The organism is Mesorhizobium sp. B4-1-1, assembly GCF_006439375.1.
Classification (GTDB): Bacteria; Pseudomonadota; Alphaproteobacteria; order Rhizobiales; family Rhizobiaceae; genus Mesorhizobium.
The window spans coordinates 14,025-33,309 of sequence record NZ_VFTH01000007.1; the positions used below are offsets into that span (position 1 = coordinate 14,025).

Annotated in this window: 18 protein-coding genes; 12 read left to right on the forward strand and 6 right to left on the reverse strand. The window is 63.9% G+C overall.

What is annotated here, in order from left to right; translation table 11 throughout:
• The first annotated feature begins 63 nt into the window (after positions 1-63).
• The gene (locus tag FJW10_RS11945; RefSeq protein ID WP_140900251.1) at positions 64-936 is read left to right on the forward strand and encodes an aldo/keto reductase family oxidoreductase; all 873 of its coding nucleotides are present in this window, start codon (positions 64-66) and stop codon (positions 934-936) included.
• Between the two features lie 200 nt (positions 937-1,136).
• On the opposite strand, the gene FJW10_RS11950 is transcribed toward FJW10_RS11945, so the two are convergent.
• Both FJW10_RS11950 and FJW10_RS11955 read right to left on the reverse strand, forming a co-directional pair.
• Positions 1,137-2,195: a glycerophosphodiester phosphodiesterase family protein gene (locus FJW10_RS11950; protein WP_140900252.1), complete on the reverse strand. Its 1,059-nt coding sequence runs from the start codon at positions 2,193-2,195 to the stop codon at positions 1,137-1,139.
• Between the two features lie 166 nt (positions 2,196-2,361).
• On the reverse strand, positions 2,362-3,576 hold the full coding sequence (locus FJW10_RS11955) for an acyltransferase (protein WP_140900253.1): 1,215 nt from the start codon (positions 3,574-3,576) through the stop codon (positions 2,362-2,364).
• A gap of 125 nt (positions 3,577-3,701) precedes the next feature.
• On the opposite strand from FJW10_RS11955, the gene speB reads away from it, so the two are divergent.
• The 4 genes from speB (at position 3,702) to FJW10_RS11975 (ending at position 6,903) form a co-directional block, all read left to right on the forward strand.
• Positions 3,702-4,703 carry an agmatinase gene (gene speB / locus FJW10_RS11960; RefSeq protein WP_140900254.1) on the forward strand — a complete coding sequence of 334 codons (1,002 nt, stop codon included), beginning with the start codon at positions 3,702-3,704 and terminating at the stop codon, positions 4,701-4,703.
• A gap of 29 nt (positions 4,704-4,732) precedes the next feature.
• Positions 4,733-5,665, forward strand: a complete 933-nt coding sequence (gene argC / locus FJW10_RS11965) for an N-acetyl-gamma-glutamyl-phosphate reductase (protein WP_140900255.1) — start codon at positions 4,733-4,735, stop codon at positions 5,663-5,665.
• Positions 5,666-5,671: 6 nt separating this feature from the next.
• The gene (locus FJW10_RS11970) at positions 5,672-6,505 is read left to right on the forward strand and encodes an aminoglycoside phosphotransferase family protein (RefSeq protein ID WP_140900256.1); all 834 of its coding nucleotides are present in this window, start codon (positions 5,672-5,674) and stop codon (positions 6,503-6,505) included.
• A gap of 83 nt (positions 6,506-6,588) precedes the next feature.
• On the forward strand, positions 6,589-6,903 hold the full coding sequence (locus FJW10_RS11975) for a hypothetical protein (protein ID WP_140900257.1): 315 nt from the start codon (positions 6,589-6,591) through the stop codon (positions 6,901-6,903).
• Between the two features lie 3 nt (positions 6,904-6,906).
• Here the strand turns inward: FJW10_RS11975 and FJW10_RS11980 are convergent, their stop codons facing one another.
• Positions 6,907-7,998, reverse strand: a complete 1,092-nt coding sequence (locus FJW10_RS11980) for a COX15/CtaA family protein (protein ID WP_140900258.1) — start codon at positions 7,996-7,998, stop codon at positions 6,907-6,909.
• A gap of 151 nt (positions 7,999-8,149) precedes the next feature.
• Between FJW10_RS11980 and FJW10_RS11985 the strand changes: the two genes are divergently transcribed.
• Positions 8,150-8,365 carry a DUF2842 domain-containing protein gene (locus tag FJW10_RS11985; RefSeq protein ID WP_040999884.1) on the forward strand — a complete coding sequence of 72 codons (216 nt, stop codon included), beginning with the start codon at positions 8,150-8,152 and terminating at the stop codon, positions 8,363-8,365.
• A gap of 211 nt (positions 8,366-8,576) precedes the next feature.
• Here the strand turns inward: FJW10_RS11985 and FJW10_RS11990 are convergent, their stop codons facing one another.
• On the reverse strand, positions 8,577-9,635 hold the full coding sequence (locus FJW10_RS11990) for a polysaccharide deacetylase family protein (protein WP_140900259.1): 1,059 nt from the start codon (positions 9,633-9,635) through the stop codon (positions 8,577-8,579).
• A 91-nt stretch (positions 9,636-9,726) separates the two neighbouring features.
• Between FJW10_RS11990 and FJW10_RS11995 the strand changes: the two genes are divergently transcribed.
• Both FJW10_RS11995 and FJW10_RS12000 read left to right on the forward strand, forming a co-directional pair.
• The gene (locus FJW10_RS11995) at positions 9,727-10,956 is read left to right on the forward strand and encodes a GNAT family N-acetyltransferase (protein WP_140900260.1); all 1,230 of its coding nucleotides are present in this window, start codon (positions 9,727-9,729) and stop codon (positions 10,954-10,956) included.
• A 126-nt stretch (positions 10,957-11,082) separates the two neighbouring features.
• Positions 11,083-11,319: a hypothetical protein gene (locus FJW10_RS12000; RefSeq protein WP_140641497.1), complete on the forward strand. Its 237-nt coding sequence runs from the start codon at positions 11,083-11,085 to the stop codon at positions 11,317-11,319.
• A 98-nt stretch (positions 11,320-11,417) separates the two neighbouring features.
• Here FJW10_RS12000 and FJW10_RS12005 read toward each other — a convergent pair whose 3' ends face one another.
• Entirely contained in the window at positions 11,418-11,852 is a 435-nt protein-coding gene (locus FJW10_RS12005) for a peptidylprolyl isomerase (protein WP_140641495.1), read from the reverse strand.
• A gap of 274 nt (positions 11,853-12,126) precedes the next feature.
• Positions 12,127-14,364, reverse strand: coding sequence for an exopolysaccharide transport family protein (locus tag FJW10_RS12010; RefSeq protein ID WP_140835553.1), 2,238 nt, complete (start codon positions 14,362-14,364; stop codon positions 12,127-12,129).
• A 262-nt stretch (positions 14,365-14,626) separates the two neighbouring features.
• Here FJW10_RS12010 and FJW10_RS12015 point away from each other — a divergent pair, with 262 nt between their 5' ends.
• The 4 genes from FJW10_RS12015 to FJW10_RS12030 all read left to right on the forward strand — a co-directional run bounded on the left by FJW10_RS12015 (position 14,627) and on the right by FJW10_RS12030 (position 19,252).
• Positions 14,627-15,190 carry a polysaccharide biosynthesis/export family protein gene (locus FJW10_RS12015; protein ID WP_140541319.1) on the forward strand — a complete coding sequence of 188 codons (564 nt, stop codon included), beginning with the start codon at positions 14,627-14,629 and terminating at the stop codon, positions 15,188-15,190.
• Positions 15,191-15,200: 10 nt separating this feature from the next.
• On the forward strand, positions 15,201-16,331 hold the full coding sequence (locus FJW10_RS12020; protein WP_140835552.1) for a glycosyltransferase: 1,131 nt from the start codon (positions 15,201-15,203) through the stop codon (positions 16,329-16,331).
• A 96-nt stretch (positions 16,332-16,427) separates the two neighbouring features.
• Entirely contained in the window at positions 16,428-17,963 is a 1,536-nt protein-coding gene (locus FJW10_RS12025; RefSeq protein ID WP_140900261.1) for an undecaprenyl-phosphate glucose phosphotransferase, read from the forward strand.
• A complete protein-coding gene (locus FJW10_RS12030) occupies positions 17,960-19,252 on the forward strand; it encodes an O-antigen ligase family protein (protein WP_140900262.1) in 1,293 nt (430 codons plus the stop codon). Before FJW10_RS12025 ends, FJW10_RS12030 begins: the two co-directional genes overlap by 4 nt.
• The last annotated feature ends 33 nt before the right edge of the window (positions 19,253-19,285 follow it).

Consider the following 19,285-nt stretch of genomic DNA (forward strand, 5'->3'; position numbering starts at 1 on the left):
ATACCCGGTTATCGGGACAGCGGCCATGCCCTATCTCCTCGCCGACAGCGAAGGAGAACCACGATGTCCAGCGTAAACAAATCCGGCATGTATAAACTCGGCGACCGCACGGTCCGGCGCCTCGGCTACGGCGCCATGCAGCTTGCGGGCAAGGGCGTGTTCGGTCCGCCGAAAGACCATGACGCGGCCATCGCCGTGCTGCGCGAAGCGGTGGCGCAAGGCGTGAACCATATCGACACCAGCGATTATTACGGTCCGTACGTCACCAACAAGCTGATCCGCGAGGCGCTGTCGCCCTACCCCGACGACCTCACCATCGTCACCAAGATCGGCGCCCGTCGTGGCGAAGACGCCTCTTGGCTGCCGGCCTTCACAGCCGATGAGCTCGAACAGGCCGTGCACGACAACCTTCGCAATCTTGGCCTCGAGGTGATGGACGTCGTCAATCTGCGCATCATGTTCGGGGTGCATGGCCCAGCGGAGGGCTCCATCGAGGCGCAGGTCACCAAGCTTGCCGAGCTTCAGCGTCGGGGCTTGGTGCGCCATATCGGCCTGAGCAACGTCACCCGCACGCAGATAGCGGAAGGCCGCAAGATCTGCGACATCGTCTGTGTGCAGAACCAGTACAATCTGGCGCACCGGGACGACGACGCGCTGATCGATGAACTGGCGCGCGACGGCATCGCCTATGTGCCGTTTTTCCCGCTCGGCGGATTCAGCCCGCTGCAATCGTCGGCGCTGTCGGGGGTCGCAGAACGGCTTGGCGCGACGCCGATGCAGGTGGCGCTGGCGTGGCTGCTGCAGCGGTCGCCCAACATCCTGCTGATCCCGGGCACATCGTCGGTCGGGCATCTGCGGGAGAATCTTGCTGCGGCGGAGTTGGAGCTGTCGGCGGATGTGCTGCGGGCGTTGGAGGGCGTGGCGAAAGCGGCGTGAGGTCGGCGCTATCACCCCGCTCGCGCCTGCGGCGCGACCTCCCCATCAAGGGGAGGTAGGGCGCCGAGCCATACGTTCGAAGGTCCGCTTAATGTCATCGACTTCGCAGGCGTAGCGAAGAGGAGTTCGCACGACGCTCTACCTCCCCTCGATGGGGAGGTCGGCGCGAAGCGCCGGGTGGGGTGAAGCGCCAACGCGCTCTAATTAATACTCGCCGTATGCGCCGGCTCAGCCTGCTTGATGTTCGTCGTATAGGGCACGCGATAACCATTCGCCGTCAGCCACCCGATCGCCGCTTTCGGCTCGTCGGTCTGGATGATGGTGGCGCCGCGGTCGACCCAAAACCCCCAGGCTTCGCGCGGCAGGCTGGCGGCGACGGCGAGTTCGTCGCCGCGCCCGCCGGCAAGGAAGCCGCCCGGTTTGTTGACGATGGCGTAGGTATCGGCCCAGAGATGCCAGTCGCCGCGGGCCGCTTCCGCCCGCATATGGTTGCCGAACAGCGGACCGCCGGTCGAAGTCAGCGTCTCGGCACCGTTGCGCCAGTTGATCAGCTCGATGGCATGCGGCGCGAACGCCTTGTCGACCTCGCCGGCGAAAGCTGCATCGTGGACAGCGTCGTCGGCGAGGATCGGCATGAACTGGAAGCCGCCGCCGGCCTTGGCAAGCGCTGCGCTCGCGGTGTCAATGCGCTGCCGATTCCAGAGGTTCTCCTTGACGATCACCTGATCGGCCATGCCGAGATCGCGCGCCTCGGCGATCATGCCCGGCAGGTCGGTCACCTCCAGCTTGTTGTCGAGGTTGATGAGGATCCTGTCCCTGGTCGTGAGCAGCATCTCGCGCAGCGTCGACACCGGCTCATTGGTGACGGCGCCCGTGCCCTCGATCACCAGCCGGCATTTCTTCAACTCGGCAAGCGTGTATTTCACCACCTCGCCCTTGCACGTGGTCGTGCGGTCGAGCCAGCTGTCATGCATGATGACGAACTCGCCGTCTCTCGCGCGTCGGACGTCGACCTCGACGATCTCGGCCCCGATCGCGATCGAGCCCTCGACCGCGGCCAGCGAATTCTCGGCGTAGAGCGTCTTGCCGGCCTGCATGCTGCCGGCGCGATGCGCGGCGATCATCACATGATCGCGCCACTGGTTGGCATGCTCGAAGCGGTCGAGGATTTGCGCGGCGCGCGTCTCGCCGGCTAAACCTTCGCCGGAGATTGCGGCAAGCGCGATGGACAGAAGAAGGCTCAGCCAGAGTGTTCGCATCGGGGAATCGCTCCGTTCCGGGTCGGAACCCGGTTAGGCGACGCCCATGACAGGCCGGTGAACGAAGCCGGCTAGTTGTTTCCTTGTTTGGCGCAATTCCGGACGGAAAGGCTACGGCGAAGTCGCCGAACCTGACCGCTTCACACTTTTCCTGGAATTGCTCGGGTCAAATCCGCTTGGAAAGGCGGCGGAACCAGGCGAGCGCGGGCATCTCGACGAAGCGCCAGGTGAACCACGACGCGACGATGACGGCGATCAACATGGCGATCAAAGCCGCGAAGCCGATCCAGGGCGAGCCGGCGCCGAAGCCCGTCGCATGGTCGCCGCGCAGCATCAGGTCACCGACGATGCCGAGCCCGAGCTTGCGTTCGATCAGGCCGCCGGCATTGATCATGCGCGCCTGGACGAAGATGTGGACCATGTAGATCGAATAGGAGAGCGAGCCGAGCAGCAACATCGGCCGGCTGCGCAACAGGGCGCTGACCGATCCGCCCTCATGGGCAAAGAGATAAAGCGCCAGCACGAAGACGACCGGCGCCGCAATACCAAGGTCGTTGGTGCCGGCAATGGAGACGAACAGCGCGATCCCCGCGATCATCGCCAGCTCGGCCAGCGTCCAGGCGAGGCGCCCTGCCCCGCCGCTCAAGGCCTGTCGCGCCTCTGCAATGGAATCGTGCTGAAACCAGGCAAGCAACGCGCCGAGCGAGAAGCCGTAAAGGCAGCGGATGAAGCCAAAATCGAAGGACACGTCCATATGACGCGTCGAGACCGCAAGCAGGAAAAGGGGCGCCGTCACCGCGGCGGCAACGAACCATATCCAGGCGCGCTGCCCGACAGTGAAGACGACGGCGGCAAACAGCAGATAGGTGAAGAACTCGGCCGAAATGCTCCAGCTCGGCGCATTCCAGCTCAGATGATCCTCAACGCCCATGCCCTGCAGGAGGAAAAGGTTGGCGACGAGGCTTTTCAGGTCGAAGCCTCCGGTGAAGGGCGCAGGCCCCGTTCCGTGCAGCGCCGGCAGGACGAGCCGCAGCGCCTCGAAGCCGGCGAAAGCGGCAAGCATCAGAAGATGCAGCGGATAGATGCGGCCGATGCGCACGAGCGCGAACCGTGCAAGGTCGTCCTGACCGGCGAGCCGGCCGCCATAGGCGCTGGCGATGACGAAGCCGGAGAGAACGAAGAAGAAATCGACGAACAGATAGGAGCCGCCGACAAAAGCGCTCTGCGAAATCATCGAGGTCGTCGGGAAGTGGAACAGCGCCACCAGCAGCGCGCAGATGCCGCGCCAGGAATCCAGCACCAGGAAGCGCTCGCGGGCCGCCGTGCCGACACGGGTCGCCGCGGACGCGGGCGCAAGGTTGAGCAGAGCCGTCTCAGCCATAATGATACAGATCCTGTGCTGGCGTGGCACTCGCCGAGCGCCGCTTCCTTTCCGCATGCTGTGACTGGCATGTTGCGTGCCGGTTCTGTAGTTGTGGCTGCCCCGATGAAAACCGAGGACCCGTAATGGTGAATAGAGAGATCGACCATGCCTTCACCGCCCGCTCCAAGACGGGCGCGTCGTTCGAGCCGACCTATGCCGGCGCGCTGTCTTTCATGCGGCGCAAATACACGAAGGACGTGAAGGGCGCGGACGCCGTCGTGTGGGGCATTCCCTTCGACGCCGCGGTCACCAACCGGCCGGGCGCGCGCTTCGGGCCGCAGGCGATCCGCCGCGCCTCGGCGATCCTCGACAACGATCCGCAATATCCGTTCTCGCGCGATCTCTTCGAGCACCTCTCGGTGGTCGACTATGGCGATTGCCTGCTCGACAGCGGCAATCACCAGAAGACCCCTGGCACGATCGAGCGCGAGGCGGCCAAGATCCTGAAATCAGGCGCGTTCCTTTTGACGCTCGGCGGCGACCATTTCATCACCTGGCCGCTGCTCAAGGCGCATGCCGCGATCCACGGGCCGCTGGCGCTCGTGCAGTTCGACGCGCATCAGGACACCTGGCCGGATGACGGCAAGCGCATCGACCACGGCTCCTTCGTCGCCCGCGCGGTGAATGAAGGCATCATCGACCCCGATCGCTCGATCCAGATCGGCATCCGCACTCATGCACCGGACACGTTCGGCATAAAAATCCTCTATGGCCACGAGGTCGAGGAAATGCGCGCCTCCGATATCGCCTATGCGATCGTCGAGCGCACCGGCGGCAAGAAGACCTATCTCACCTTCGACATCGACTGCCTCGATCCGGCCTTCGCGCCGGGCACCGGAACGCCGGTGGCGGGCGGCCCCTCCTCGGCCAAGATGCTGTCGACGCTGCGCCAGCTCGGCCAGATCGACATCGTCGGCGCCGACGTCGTCGAGGTTGCGCCGGCCTATGATCATGCCGATATAACGGCGATCGCCGGATCGATCATCGCCATGCACTATCTCGGCCTGTTGGCGGAACGAAAGGCACGGCTCGACGAACTGAGCAACGGCAATCATGCCGCGATAAATCACGCCCACGGCATATGACATTGGAATCGCGGGGAATTTAGTAAGCGATGAAACCGAAAATCTTCATTGACGGCGAACACGGCACGACGGGTTTGCAGATCAGGGCGCTGCTGGCCGACCGCGGCGACCTGGAGATCATCTCCATCCCGACGGAACGCCGCAAAGAGGCCGCCGCCCGCGCCGAATTCCTCAACGCAGCCGACGTCGCGATCCTTTGCCTGCCGGATGCGGCGGCCAAGGAAAGCGTGTCGCTGATTACGAACGGCACCACGAAGGTGATCGATGCCTCGACCGCGCACCGGGTGGCCGAGGGCTGGGAATATGGCTTCGCGGAAATGGACAAGGACCAGGCGAAGAAGATCGGCAGCGCGAAACGCATCGCCAATCCGGGCTGCTGGCCGCAAGGGCCGATCGCGACGCTGCGGCCGCTGGTTGCCGCCGGGCTGCTGCCCGCCGACTTCCCGATCACCGTCAACGGCATCTCCGGCTATTCCGGCGGCGGCCGGCCGATGATCGAGGACTATGTCGGCAAGGGCGAGGACGCGCCCGAATTCCTGCCCTACGGGCTGACGCTGCAGCACAAACATGTGCCGGAGCTCCGCACCTATGCAAAGCTGTCGCACGACCCGATCATGCAGCCGGCGGTCGGCAATTTCGCGCAAGGCATGATCACGGTGGTGCCGCTTCAGCTTGGGGGTCTCGACCGCGTGCCGACAGGCGCGGAGCTTCACGCGGCGATCGCCGATCACTATGCGTCGATTGACGGCGGCGTGGTCGAGGTCGCGCCCTACACGCATATGGAGCGCGTGCCGGAAATCGATCCGGAGGTCTATAACGGCACCAACCGGATGAAGGTCTACGTCTTCGCCAATGACGAGCGGGCGCAGGCGCTGCTGATGGCCGTCTACGACAATCTCGGCAAGGGCGCGTCGGGTGCCGCGGTGCAAAATCTCGACCTGATGCTCGGCATCAAGCACTGAGCGGTCATGCAGGCATTCCCTAGGCGCTGGAAGGTCAGCGCTCCCGAACTCATTGCCGAGACGTTTTCCAGCCGGATCTGGAAGGTGACGCGCGAGGATGGTTCGCCGGCAATCGTCAAGGATCTGAAACCCTTCGACGACGTCGCGGACGAGTTGCGCGGCGAACATTACCTCGCCTGGCGGCGCGGCGAAGGCGCGGTGCGGCTGCTCGGCCGCGACGGCAATCGCATGCTGCTCGAATATGCCGGCGACAGGCTGCTTTCCGAACATCTTGCGGAGCATGGCGACGCTGCCGCGACGGCGATTGCCGCCGAGGTCATGACCAGGCTTTTCTCGCCTTCCGAGCACGCGCCTCCATCGGACCTGCAGCCGCTGCGGGAAAGGTTCGCAAGCCTTTTCAAGGCGGCAAGGGCCGACCGCGATGCCAACCGGGAGACCCTTTACGTCGAGGCGGCGGCGGTCGCCGAGCGGCTGCTTGCCGCTCCGCACGCAGTCCGCCCGCTGCATGGCGACCTTCACCACGACAACATCCTGTTCGGGCCGCGCGGCTGGCTGGCGATCGACCCCAAGGGCGTGCTTGGCGATCCCGGCTTCGACGCGGCGAACATGTTCTACAATCCGCTGGACCGTGACGATCTCTGCCTCGGTCCACAGCGGATCGCGCATATGGCCGAAGTGTTTGGCAAAACGCTCGGACAGTCGCCGCGCGCTATCCTCGACCATGCGATCGCTTATGGCTGCCTGTCGGCTGCGTGGCATCGCGAGGACAAAAACGCGGTTGACGAGGACCGCGAGTTGGCCGTGGCCGAAGCCGTTCGAAAGGTTCGGTCGCAATTCTGATCACCGAGGCAGGACCGGCCACGGTAACCGCCGGTTCACCATGATCGGCTATTGAGGAGTCGGCCCTCCTCAAAGGAATTCCCATGGTCAGCGCGATCTCCAGCTCCGTCCAGGCGGTGCAATACTCTTCGTCCGCCTCGTCCGACAGCGAGGCCCAGGAGGCCGACCTCGAAAAGCAGATCCAGGCTCTGGAAGATCAAGCCAAGGCGGCTCAGGATCAGGTCGACGCCGCCAGGCTGCAGCAGCAGATTGCTGCGCTTGAAGCAAAGCTCGCCACGCTCAAGGCCGCTGACGCGAAAAAGGCCGATCAGGACCAGTCGACGACGTCCGCCGCCGCTGCGCGCCAGGCGGAATTCGACAACGAGCCGACGACGCAGTCGCATTTGTTCTCGATGTGACCGTCAGCTCTTGACGGTAATCTCGGTCGGAAGCGGGTAAGCGCCCTTGGTGCCTCGCCAATGCGCGGCGGCGAAGCCGAGCAGGACCAGCGCGATCGCCTGATGCGTCAACGCCATGTGCAGCGGCACCTGCATTACGAGCATGCCGATGCCGATCGAGGCCTGGACCACCACCAGCGCGAACAGGAGTGTAGCCCGGCGAGCATGGGTGGTGCCGGGTTGGCGCCGCCACGTCGCGATCATATGCCAAAGCGCCACGGCAAAGACCGTATAGGCGCCCAGCCGGTGGACGAACTGAACCGTCTTCGGATTTTCGAAGAAGTTCAGCCAGGCGGGCTTCAGAAGAAGCAGATCGGACGGGATCACCTTTCCATCCATCAGCGGCCATGTGTTGTAGGAAAGGCCGGCGTGCAGCCCGGCGACCAACCCACCAAGATAGATCTGGATCAGCGCCAGAAGCACGATGAAGCCGGCGAGCCGCTGCGTCGACCGGTCGGCGGCAGGTTCGGAGTGTGGCGCCAGCCCGCGCGCGACCACCATGGTGGCGGTGAAGATCAGCGCGGCAAGCGTCAGGTGCGTCGCCAGCCGGTATTGACTGACCGAGACGCGGTCGGCCAGACCGGAAGCCACCATCCACCAGCCGATTGCCCCCTGCAGTCCGCCCAGCAGAAGGATGCCGACGAGCTTCAGTCCAAGGCCTCGTTCGATGCGGCGCGTCGCCCAGAAGAACAGCAACGGTAAGGCAAAGACCGCGCCAACGCTGCGCGCCAGGATGCGATGTGCCCACTCCCACCAGAAGATCGACTTGAAGTCCTCGACGCTCATGCCCTTGTTGATCTCGGTATATTGCGGGATCTGCTGGTAGCGCTGGAACTCTTCCTGCCATTCGGCGTCGTTGAGCGGCGGGATGACGCCGTGAATCGGCTGCCATTCAGTGATGGACAGCCCCGAGCCGGTGAGCCGAGTGGAGCCGCCGACGAGCACCAGCGCGAACAGCACGAACAGCACGACGTAAAGCCAGCCACGCACCAGTGCGCGGTTCTGGAGGTCGCGGTCTCGGGCGGCATAGGGGGCCGTGGCGGTGATGGCAGCCATCTCGTTTTCCCGGCGGTTGAAACGCGCGATTGGTGGACCAAGGCCGCCCAACTGGCAAGACCGGACAGCGCGGCACGCCGTCGCGCCGGGCCGCGACGGTTGCGCGCTTTCTTCATTCGGCCTAAGCGGAGCGGGTCAACGGAACCGCGACATGCCCATTCGCCTGAAAAAGCTGATCGGAACCATCTTGCTGGTGGCGCTGGTCGTCATTTACGCGCTGATCGCGTCGGCCGTCGCTGTCACCAGGCTCGCCGAATACGGGCCGACGGCGCATCTCCTCTTCTTCCTGCTCAGCGGCTTTCTCTGGGTTCTGCCGGCCATGGCCATCATCAAATGGCTGATCATCGAGCCGCGCCCGAAGGGCTGAGCATCGCCGGCGCCGGGCAAGCAAAACACGAATGTGATTCAGACGCGATCGCGTGCGCGCCTACCCTGCCTCGTTCATAGCTCGGCAGGTAGGCTCGACATGCTGATGACCATGTTCGCGGGGCTGATCGTTCTGACCGGCTCGCTCGCCGCTTCGATCGCGACAGGGGAAACCATCAATGTCTCGGACGCTCACGGCGGCAGGCGCAGGCCTATATCGTAACGACCATCTTGCCCGCATTGGCGAGCGGCGTGGTGATGCCGGACAGCATCGTGCGGATATGCGCCACGCTCTGGTAGCGGCCATTGACGGAGATGCGCGGCAGCGCGTGCAGGAAGCCGGCATGCTCGGGGCGCAGCACGCCATGCCGCGTGGTCACCGCCGAGGCATAGCCTGCGTCGCGGGCAAAGCCAACCTCGCGGCAACCGACGGCGCTGGCATAGCCATAGGGGTAAGCCAGATGACGCGGCTCCTCGCCAAGCCTTTCGGCGAGGATGCGGCGGACGTCGCCGATCTCATGTCGCGCATCGGCTTCGGACAGCCGCTTCAAGTTCCGATGATTGACGGTGTGGGCGCCGATGGTCACCAGCGGGTGGGCGGCCATGATGCGAAGCTCATCCCAGTTCATCAAGGTGCATGGGCGGCCCGAGCCGAATTTGAACCCATTGGAACGGGCGAGCTCGCGCAGCGCGGCGCCCTGCTCTTCCTCGGAGACGTCCAAGGTCAGCCAGGCGTTCAGCCGCGCGACGGCCTGGATCTTCCTGCCGGCTGTCGAGCAATCGATCACCGTCGGCTTACCCGCCATAGTCAGCGTCAGGCGCGAACTGGTGTCGACGATATCCTCGATCACGTCCCACCAGAGATCGACGGCGCCGTCGATCAGGCCGGGGGCGACGTAGATGGCGATCGGCGCGGCGTGCTTTTCCAGCACCGGAAGCGCCTCGGTCATGTTGTCGCGATAGGCGTCGTCGGCGGTGATCGTGGCGAACTGGCCGCCTTTGCCACCCGTCTTGATGCGTTCGATCGCTTCATCAAGGGAAACAAAGGTATAACCCTGCCCCTTCATGTCCGAGATCAACCTGTCGAGGAAGGCGGGAGCGATGTTCAGATGCCGGTTGACGCTGTTCGGCTTCTCCGGCGTCGCGGTGACGCGGTGCAGCATCAGGATAGCGCCGATGCCGCCGACAAACGGCCGCACCAGGGGCGCGAGACCGGAGTAGCGGGCAAGGTTCAACGCCAGTTTCCGGATTGCCTCGCCCCCGTCGATCATTCCTTCACCTTTTTCGCCTAGGCTCATCCAAGCACCAATTGCGCCTATGCGAACCCCCAAGTCGGAACCAATACGTCTTAAGGATTGAGGGATGGTTGACGCCACCGCGTCATTTGACGGCAACCGGGTCGCGGCCAACGAGACTTCCGCGCGCCCCATGCGAGCCGATCAGAGTCGGTGGACTGCGACCGCAAGGGACGGCGCTGGGCTTGCCGACTACGTTCAATTCTGCGCCTCGGCGCTGTTCGCGCCGGCGCAAAGCGCATCCTGGGTAAACAACTGGGCAACCGCGACCAGCGCCGACATGGTTGTCGCAACGCTGTCCTGCGATGGCCGGCCGGCGCTTTCGCTTGCGCTGGAAGTCGTACGACGCGGTCCGTTCAAGGTTGCCTGTTTCGCCGGCGGGCGCCATGCCAACGGCAATTTCGCCGCCGCCGATCCACGTTTCCTGCCTGCTATCGACGGCCAGGCGATCCGCTCGATGTTCAAGGCAATCGCGCAGACTCGGCCGGACATCGACCTGATCTCTCTGGAAAGGCTGCTGCCAGGCCTCGACGGCGTAGCTAACCCGCTCGCCGCGCTGTCCGGCTTTCCAAGTCCGAACCTTGCGCTCGCGGTCGATCTCGACGGCGGGTTCGACGCGCTCTTGTCGCGCGCGAGCGGCAAGCGCAAGCGCAAGAAACACCGCTCGCAGACGCGCAAGTTCGAGGCGGTAGGCACCTTCCGCCGCATCGAGGCAGGCACCCGCGAGGAAGTCGACAGATTGCTAGACGCCTTCCTCGATATGAAGGAAGCGCGTTTCGCCAAGATGGGCATCGCCAATGTCTTCGGCGACAGGCAAGTGCGCGACTTCTTCCGGACGCTGTTTGCCGATGCGCTGACGGAGGAAAACCCGTCCTTCCTGTTGCACGGCCTGGATGTGGCGGGGAAACTGCGCGCGGTTACCGGCTCCAGCCGCTCCGGCAAGCGGCTGATCTGCGAGTTCGGCGCCATCGCCGAGGACGATCTCGCCTTCACCAGCCCCGGCGACTTCCTGTTCTTCGACAACATCCAGGAAGCCTGCGAACTCGGCTTCAAGGTGTACGACTTCTCGGTCGGTGACGAGCCCTACAAACGGCTCTGGTGTGATCTCGAGATCCAGCATTTCGAGGTGCTTGCGCCGCTGACATTGAAAGGCCGCGCATTGGCGACGACGATGCGGCAAGGCGCGCGGGCCAAGGCCTTCATCAAGAACAACCCGACGATCTGGAAGTTGACCAAGATGCTGCGCCGCAAGGCTGCCGGACACGCTGCCCCTGCCGCAGCCGAGGACGACAGCTAGGCCTGGTAAGAGTCGCACAGTCGCCGTCGCGTTCCGGGGCGATGCGGCAAGCGGGCCGAGACCCTGAGGGACTCGACGGAACCTATCGAGTGCCGAGAGGTTTTCGCACCCAGAAGGAGAACGGCCATGGCTAAGTGCGACCAGTGCGGCAACGACTATGACAAGGCATTCCTAGTGAGCTTGAGCGGGCAAACCTACACGTTTGACAGCTTCGAGTGCGCGATCCAGAAGCTTGCGCCGATCTGCCCGCATTGCAGGGTGCGGATCATGGGACATGGCGTCGAGCAGGGCGATATCATCTATTGCTGCGCGCATTGCGCCGGGCAGGAAGGGGCCAACGCCCTGACCGATCGCGCACCGTGACAATCGCGATTCCTCTGCCTCTCCCTTGGAGGGTCACGCGGAAATAACTTTCTCGTAGCGCTCTTGACCGCGATCCTGGGGCAGTCGTTCAGTTCTAACTACGCCGCCTGAACGATCTCGACCAATTCAACGTCGAACACCAGGTCCTTTCCGGCCAACGGATGATTGCCGTCGAGCTTGACGCTGGCGTCGTCCGCGCCGATGACCGTTACTTGCATGGGACGTCCCTCGCGGGTGCGGGCCTGCAATCGGGTGCCAATATCGACGTTGATGTTTTCCGGCACGCTGGCGCGGTCGATGACTACGACCGCTTCGGGGCGATGGGGGCCATAAGCGGCGTCAGCGGGAACGGTGACGGTGCTTTTCGTGCCGACCTCCATGCCTTCGACATGCGTTTCGAGACCAGGAATTACCTGTCCTTCGCCCAGTGTAAACTGCAACGGTTCACTGCCGGAAGAATCGAATTGGGTGCCGTCGACCAGACGCCCAGTGTAGTTGATACGTACAGTGTCGCCATTCTTGGCCTGTGTCATAACAGCTATCCTTTGGGAGTTTCGAGGGACCGGCCTAGGGTTCACGGTCCGCTCTTGATCATCCACGCACCAAAGTGCGCAGCGCGAAACATCAAAACTAGGTGCTATGTCGCCGATGTAAAGTGCGGGGGCCGCCGAGAAATGCCCCGGCTCGGTCTTGCACCTAAGGACTGTCATGCCCCCGACTGAGCCGGGCTCGATTCGCTGCGGTCTCGGCCTCCAGTACCTCGCGGTTATCCTTATCAAGCGCCGCGGCAGCGCACGACAGCCAGCCTTATGCAGCCGACCGGCGTCCGGACAATGGATCTCCCGGTTCGTGGCCGACCGGCGTGACCAGCGTCAGGTTGGGATAGCCGTTCTCGATCAGCTTGACCGCAGCCTGTGTCACCTGGTCGTCGGCCTCCAGCATCGACAGGAAGACTTCGGTGCCGTCGCCGACCAGGCGGCCGATGCCCTGCGCGTCGGCCGGGCCGCATTCGACCACGACGAGATCATAGGCAGTGGTGAGCGACTGCATGATGATCGGCAGCCGGTCGGCGGCGCGCATGGCGCGGACAGGGTCGGCGGTGCCGACCGGAATGACATGCGCATCCGAATAGAGATCGGGGTGGATGACGTCGCTGAACTGCGCTTCGGAAGCGAGCAGATTGGTGATGCCGGGGAAGAGGCTCGAATCCAGCATCGGCCGCGACGCCGCGCCCGATGCGGTGAGATCGAGCAGCAGCACACGCAGGCCGGCATCCGATACCTCGCGCGCCACCAGCACGGCGGACGCGGCCGCTTCATCGCCTTCCGGCGACACGAAGATCGCGCGTGCGGCGCCGGAAGCAATCAGCTTCTCCGCGGCCGTGTCGACATCGATCTCGCCCAGCCTGGATTGCGTTGGCTCCGGGGCCGATTCGCTGGGCTCGGCCTGCTTGACAGCCGCAGCGCGAACCTCTGCCAGATCGCGCTCGGCCGGCCTCGGGAGTTCCGATTCCGCAATCGAATGCCCCGCCGCAGCTTCCTCGTAAGGCGCAAAGGCCCGACCTTCGCCATGTGCTTCAGCGACCATCGGTTCCACCCTGGCCGCGGGCATCGCCACCTGCTCGATATCGGCAAAGCGGGCGCCGGCGGCCGGACGCATGGCGCGGCCCGAGAACAGCTCGCCAAGCAGCGTGCCGATCGCCATCAGCAGCAGCGAAGCGGCGGCGGCGGCGCCGGTGATCGGCCCGATCTTCGGGAAATAGGGCTGGGACGGCACCTGGGCCTGCGCGATCAGGCTCGCCGCGACAGGCGAGTATCTGCGATCCTTGCGCGAAGCCACCGCATTGTAACTTGCCATATAGGATTCAAGCTGTTGGCGCTGAACATTCGCGTCGCGCTGCAAGGCGTCCAGCTGCACCTGCTGCTCGCCGGCCCGCGCCGAGGCGGCCTTCAGCGTGTTGACGTCCGCGATTAGCTGATCCTCGCGGGCCTTGGCCGTCTGGGCCTGGGCCGACAGGCCGCGGATGATCTTTTGCGCCTCATTGCGAATCTGACCGTCGAGATCTGCCAGCTGCGATTTCAGCGCCCGGATGCGCGGATGGTTGTCGAGCAGGGTCGTGGAAAGATCGGCGATGTTGGCCCTGAGCTCCACCTGGCGCTCGCGCAGGCGCTGGATCAGATCTGAGGACAGGACTTCCGGCACGCTGTCCAGCGAACCGCCATTCTGCAGCGCCCGGCGCACGCTCTCGGCGCTCGCCTCGGCGGCGGCTCGGCTGGCGCGCACGCGCGACAATTCGCTCGACAGTTCAGAGAGCTGCTGCGTCGGAAGCACCGCATTGTTGCCGCCCATCAAGAGGTCGGACTGCGCACGGAAGGCCGCGACCTTGGCCTCGGCGTCCTTGACGCGATTCTGCAGGTCGGCGATTTCCGGCGCCAGGAAGTCGGTGGCGGCGGCGTTCGATTCGAGCTTGGCGTCGCCCTTCGAAGCGATATAGGCGTTGGCGATGCCGTTCGCGATGTCGGCGGCGAGCTTGGGATCCTTCGAAGCGAACTCGATCGCGATCGCACGCGTCTTTTCAACGGCGTAGACATTGAGCTTGTCGTGCATGGCACTCAGCACGCGTTCTTCCGGCGGGATATCGAAGGGATCGCTTTTCAAGCCGACGAGCACGAGCATGCGCCCGAGCGTCGACATCTTCAGCGTTTCGTCGAACTCCGGCAACTTGTCCAGATTGAGCTTGGTCGCCACCTGCTTGAGGATGTCGGGCGAGGAAATGATCTGGACCTGGGTCGCAACGCCCTGTTCGTCGAGCATCGGCTTTTCGTCGTCGTTGGTGCCGGGCGGCCGGGTGTATTCCGATTCGCGCGAGCCGATTTCCAGCTTGGCTGTCGCCTTATAGTAGGGAGTCGCGAGCCAGGCGAAAGCGAAGGCCAGCCCGGTGGCCAGAAGCGTCACAAAGAGAATGCGCAGCCAGTTCCTCGCCAGGCTGGCGAAGAGCTGCCTCAGATCGACATCGACGTCTGCGGCCGCGGACTGAACGGACATGCATCCTGCTCCGAACTTTGAGTCGAGGACGGACCGTAAACAACTATGGTAACTCACCCGTTAAGATCAGAACGAGAGCTTATTAGAGAGCACTCAAAGAAGATTGCGCGAAAGCAATAGAACGATTGGGCTTTTTGCCGATCTCCGCTCCCCTGGACCGATCTCCTTTACCACCCATTAACCCTAACAGGATGATAACGGTCGCACTTTCCCGGGGTTGGCCGCGACTTGCGGCAAGAGCGATGAAGGTTCCTGGCCGGTCATGAAAAGCACTGCTTCCCTCTTTCGCGCTTTGCTTGCCCTGTCGCTGCTGACCGGCTGTTCGAGCTACCGCCCGACACCCGCCGCCTTCCATGAAGTGCTCGATCAGCCCTACCGACTCGGCGCCGGCGACCGCGTCCGTGTCACGGTGTTCGAGCAGGATGGGTTGACCAACACCTACAGCGTCGACCAGTCCGGCTACCTCTCCTTCCCGTTGGTCGGCGCGGTGCCGGCGCGCGGCCACACCGCGCAGCAGTTGGAAAAGGCGATCGCCGACAAGCTGCGCCAAGGCTATTTGCGCGATCCCGACGTTTCGGTCGAAATCGACCGCTACCGGCCGATCTTCGTCATGGGCGAAGTGGGTGCCGCCGGCCAGTATTCCTACGTGCCGGGACTCACCGTGCAAAAGGCGGTCGCCATCGCCGGCGGCTTCACGCCGCGCGCCAATCAGGGGAGCGTCGACATCACCCGCGACATCAACGGCAAGGTGATGACCGGACGGGTTCTGACATCCGATCCGCTCCTGCCCGGCGACACCGTCTACGTCCGCGAACGCCTGTTCTGAAAAACCCGTCGTGGCGGTGAATCTCAGGATCGTCCACTGCTTTCGCTCACCTGTCGGAGGAATCTTCCGGCACGTGCGCGACCTGACCGAGGCGCAGGTCGCCGCCGGCCATGCGGTGGGAATCGTCTGCGACTCGACCACCGGCGGCGACTATGAGGAACGCTTGTTCGAGGCTATGAAGGACAGCCTCGCGCTCGGCATCCATCGCACGCCGATGCAGCGCCATGTCGGGCCGGGCGACCTCGCCTCGGCCTGGCGCACCTATCGAATCATCCAGGAATTGCGGCCGGACGTGCTGCACGGGCATGGCGCCAAGGGGGGCGCCTATGCCCGGCTGTTCGGCTCACTGTTGCGGGTATCAAGGTTTCGCGTTGCCCGCCTCTATTCGCCGCATGGCGGCTCCCTCCACTATGACGAAACGACGGCGACGGGAAAGCTGTTCTTCGGCCTGGAGCGCTTCATGGCGCGCTTCACCGACTGCCTGCTGTTCGTTTCCGACTACGAGCGGAAAACCTATCGCCGCAAGGTCGGCGAGCCGCCGATACCCAACCGGCTCGTCTATAACGGCCTGCGCGCCGCCGAATTCGAACCGGTGACGACGGCGGCGGATGCCGCCGATTTCCTGTACATCGGGATGATGCGCGACCTGAAGGGTCCGGATATCTTCATCGATGCGCTGGCCTTGGCCGGCAACGAGGTCGGACGCCCCCTAAGCGCAGTTATGGTCGGCGACGGCGACGACCTGCCGCGCTACCACGCGCGGGTCGAGCGGCTCGGCCTGGAGAGCCATGTCCGTTTCCTGCCGCCGATGCCGGCGAAGGACGCTTTCGCGCTGGCCGATTTGATCGTCGTGCCGTCCCGCGCGGAGGCGATGCCCTATATCGTGCTCGAGGCCTTGGCCGCCGGCATGCCGATGATCGCGACCGCGGTCGGCGGCATTCCGGAAATCTTCGGCGAAAACTCCCCTGCCCTGATCCGGCCCGACGCATCCAAGCTCGCCGCCAAAATGGGGACGGCGCTCAGCGACTTCGACGGTTATCGAAAACTGATGCCGCAAGCCGATGAGCTGAAGGCCCGATTCGGCGCCGACGTCATGGCCGCCGATATCGAGAAGGCCTATTTCGCGGCACTGCACAAATAGGCCGCGAGCCGCAACAACTCCAAAACCACCGGTTGTTTCAAGGCTTTCTTAGCTCTCTTTTGCTATGCAGTTGCGCGAAGCTCGCGGACAGTTCCCATGAATGAGATCGACCCCGCGCACCGCTTTTCCATGGATGCGGTGCGCAACTACGACACTCCCGCCGGGGGCGAAAAGCCGGGCGGCATCAACGATGTGGCGCGCCAGGTCGCCTCACAATACCGGCGCGATACCATGTCGCCGATCATGGTCAGCGGCGTGCTGCGCATGGTCGAGTTCGCGATGCTGTTCCTGTCTGGGCTCTGCGTCTATTTCTACTATGTCGGCTTCTTCAGCTATCTGGCCTGGCAATATCCGCTGGCGATCGCGGCGACGTCATTCCTGGCCGTGGTACTGCTCGACGTGACCGACTGCTACCAGATCGTGGCTTTGATGCGCCCGCTGGCCAATTTCGGCCGCGTGCTGCTGGTCTGGGCCGGCAGCTTCGCGCTGATGGCGCTCACCGCGTTCGCCATCAAGGCGTCGGAAGACTATTCGCGCCTGCTGTTCGGCATCTGGTTCGTGGTCGGCTTCATGCTGATCTTCGGCCTGAGACTCGTGATGTCCAGCCTCATCCGGCGCTGGGCGCGCGACGGCCGCATGGAGCGCCGCGCGCTCATCGTCGGCGGCGGCAAGGCGGCCGAGCAGCTGATCCGCTCGGTCGAGAAGCAGCCCTACAACGACATCCGCATCTGCGGCATCTTCGACGACCGCAATGATAAGCGTTCGCCGCCGATCGTCGCCGGCTATCCGAAGCTCGGCACCATCTCCGAGCTCATCGAATTCGCCCGCATCGCGCGCATCGACATGCTGATCGTGTCGCTGCCGCTGACCGCCGAATCGCGCGTCTTGCAGCTTCTGAAGAAACTCTGGGTGCTGCCGGTCGACATCCGGCTCTCGGCGCATTCGAACGCGCTGCAGTTCCGGCCACGCGCCTATTCCTATATCGGCTCGGTGCCGATGCTCGACATCTTCGACAAGCCGATCAACGACTGGGATTCGGTCGCCAAGCGCGCCTTCGACATCGTCTTTTCACTCATCGGGATCATCGTCTTCTCGCCGGCGATGCTTGCCACCGCGGTCGCCATCAAGCTCGACAGCAAGGGCCCCGTGCTGTTCAAACAGAAGCGGCACGGCTTCAACAACGAGGTCATCGAGGTCTACAAGTTCCGCTCGATGTACACCGACCGGTCCGACCCGACCGCCAAGCAGACGGTGACCAAGAACGACCCGCGCGTTACCCGTGTCGGCCGCTTCATCCGCAAGACCTCGATCGACGAGCTGCCGCAGTTCTTCAACTCGCTGTTCGGCTCGCTGTCGCTGGTCGGGCCGCGCCCGCATGCCATCGCCGCGCAGTCGCACAACCTTCTCTATAACGAGGTGGTCGACGGCTACTTCGCCCGCCACAAGGTCAAGCCCGGCGTCACCGGCTGGGCGCAGATCAATGGCTGGCGCGGCGAGATGGACACCAACGAAAAGATCCGCATGCGCACCGAATACGACCTCTATTACATCGAGAACTGGTCGATGCTGTTCGATCTGCGCATCCTGTTCCTGACGCCGATCCGCCTGCTCAACACGGAAAACGCCTATTGAGCGCAATCGCCCATCCGTTGCAGCCGCAGGCTGTCAACAAATTGCCGGCGTCGGCGGTCAACGCCAAGCTGATTTCGCTGATCGCGTCGGCAGCGATCGGCGTCGGCATCCTGCTCTCCGGCTTCGTCATCAGCGAGCCGGCGCCCTATGAAATCTACATGGCCGGGCTGATCGCGGTCTGGGCGCTGTTCGGCCTTCGAATCTCGCGCGCGATCGCTCCGTTGCTGGTGCTGCTGGTGGCGATGAACATCGGCGGCATGATCGCCATGACGCAGATGGCGGACCTCGCCAACACGCCGCTCTATCTCGCCGTCTCGCTGTTTTTGGCATTCAGCGCGGTGTTCTTCGCCTCGGTGACCTCGGTCCAGGCCAACCTCTACCGGCTTATCTTCGTCGCCTATGTCGTCTCGGCGGTGGCGACGTCGCTGCTTGGCATCGCCGGCTATTTCCATGCCTTCCCCGGAGCGGAGATGTTCACCAAATACGACCGAGCGGCCGGCGCCTTCCAGGATCCGAACGTGTTCGGGCCGTTCCTGGTGCTGCCCGGCACCTATCTGCTCTATCTGCTCCTGACCGGCCCGGTGTCGCGCATGCCGCTTCTGGCGGTGCCGCTGCTCATCGTCACCGCCGGCATCTTCTTCTCCTTCTCGCGCGGCGCCTGGGGCATGTTCGCCGTGTCGGCGGTGCTGCTCACCGCGTGCCTCTTTCTGCAGAGCGCCAGCGGCAGGTTCCGGCTGCGGGTCGTGGTGATGACGATCGCGGCCGTGGCGCTGCTGGTCATCGCTTTCATCGTCATCCTGCAGTTGCCCGGCGTGTCTGACATGTTCACCCAACGCGCGCAGCTGGAGCAGAGCTATGACTCAGCGCGGCTTGGCCGCTTCGCCCGCTATTCGATCGGCTTCCAGCTGGCGATGGAGCACCCGTTCGGCATCGGTCCGCTGGTCTTCGGCACGATCTATGGCGAGGACACGCACGACATCTGGCTGAAGGCGCTGATGGATTACGGCTGGCTCGGCTTCGTCTCGTTCCTGACGCTCACGCTATGGACGATCGGGGCCGGCTTCCGCATCCTTTTGCGCGACCGGCCGTGGCAGCCCTATCTGCTTTGCGCCTATGTCGCCTATCTCGGCAATATCGGGCTCGGCACCTTCATCGACATCGACCACTGGCGCCATCTCTACCTGTTGCTCGGATTGATCTGGGGCGCGATCGCGCTAGAGTACCGGCACCAGCGGGAATTGCGGCTGGCGCGACCTGAACCCCTCCTTGCAATTTCAGCTGCGCGATAGGCTTCGAATTCGGTTGACCCGCACCGCCTTATC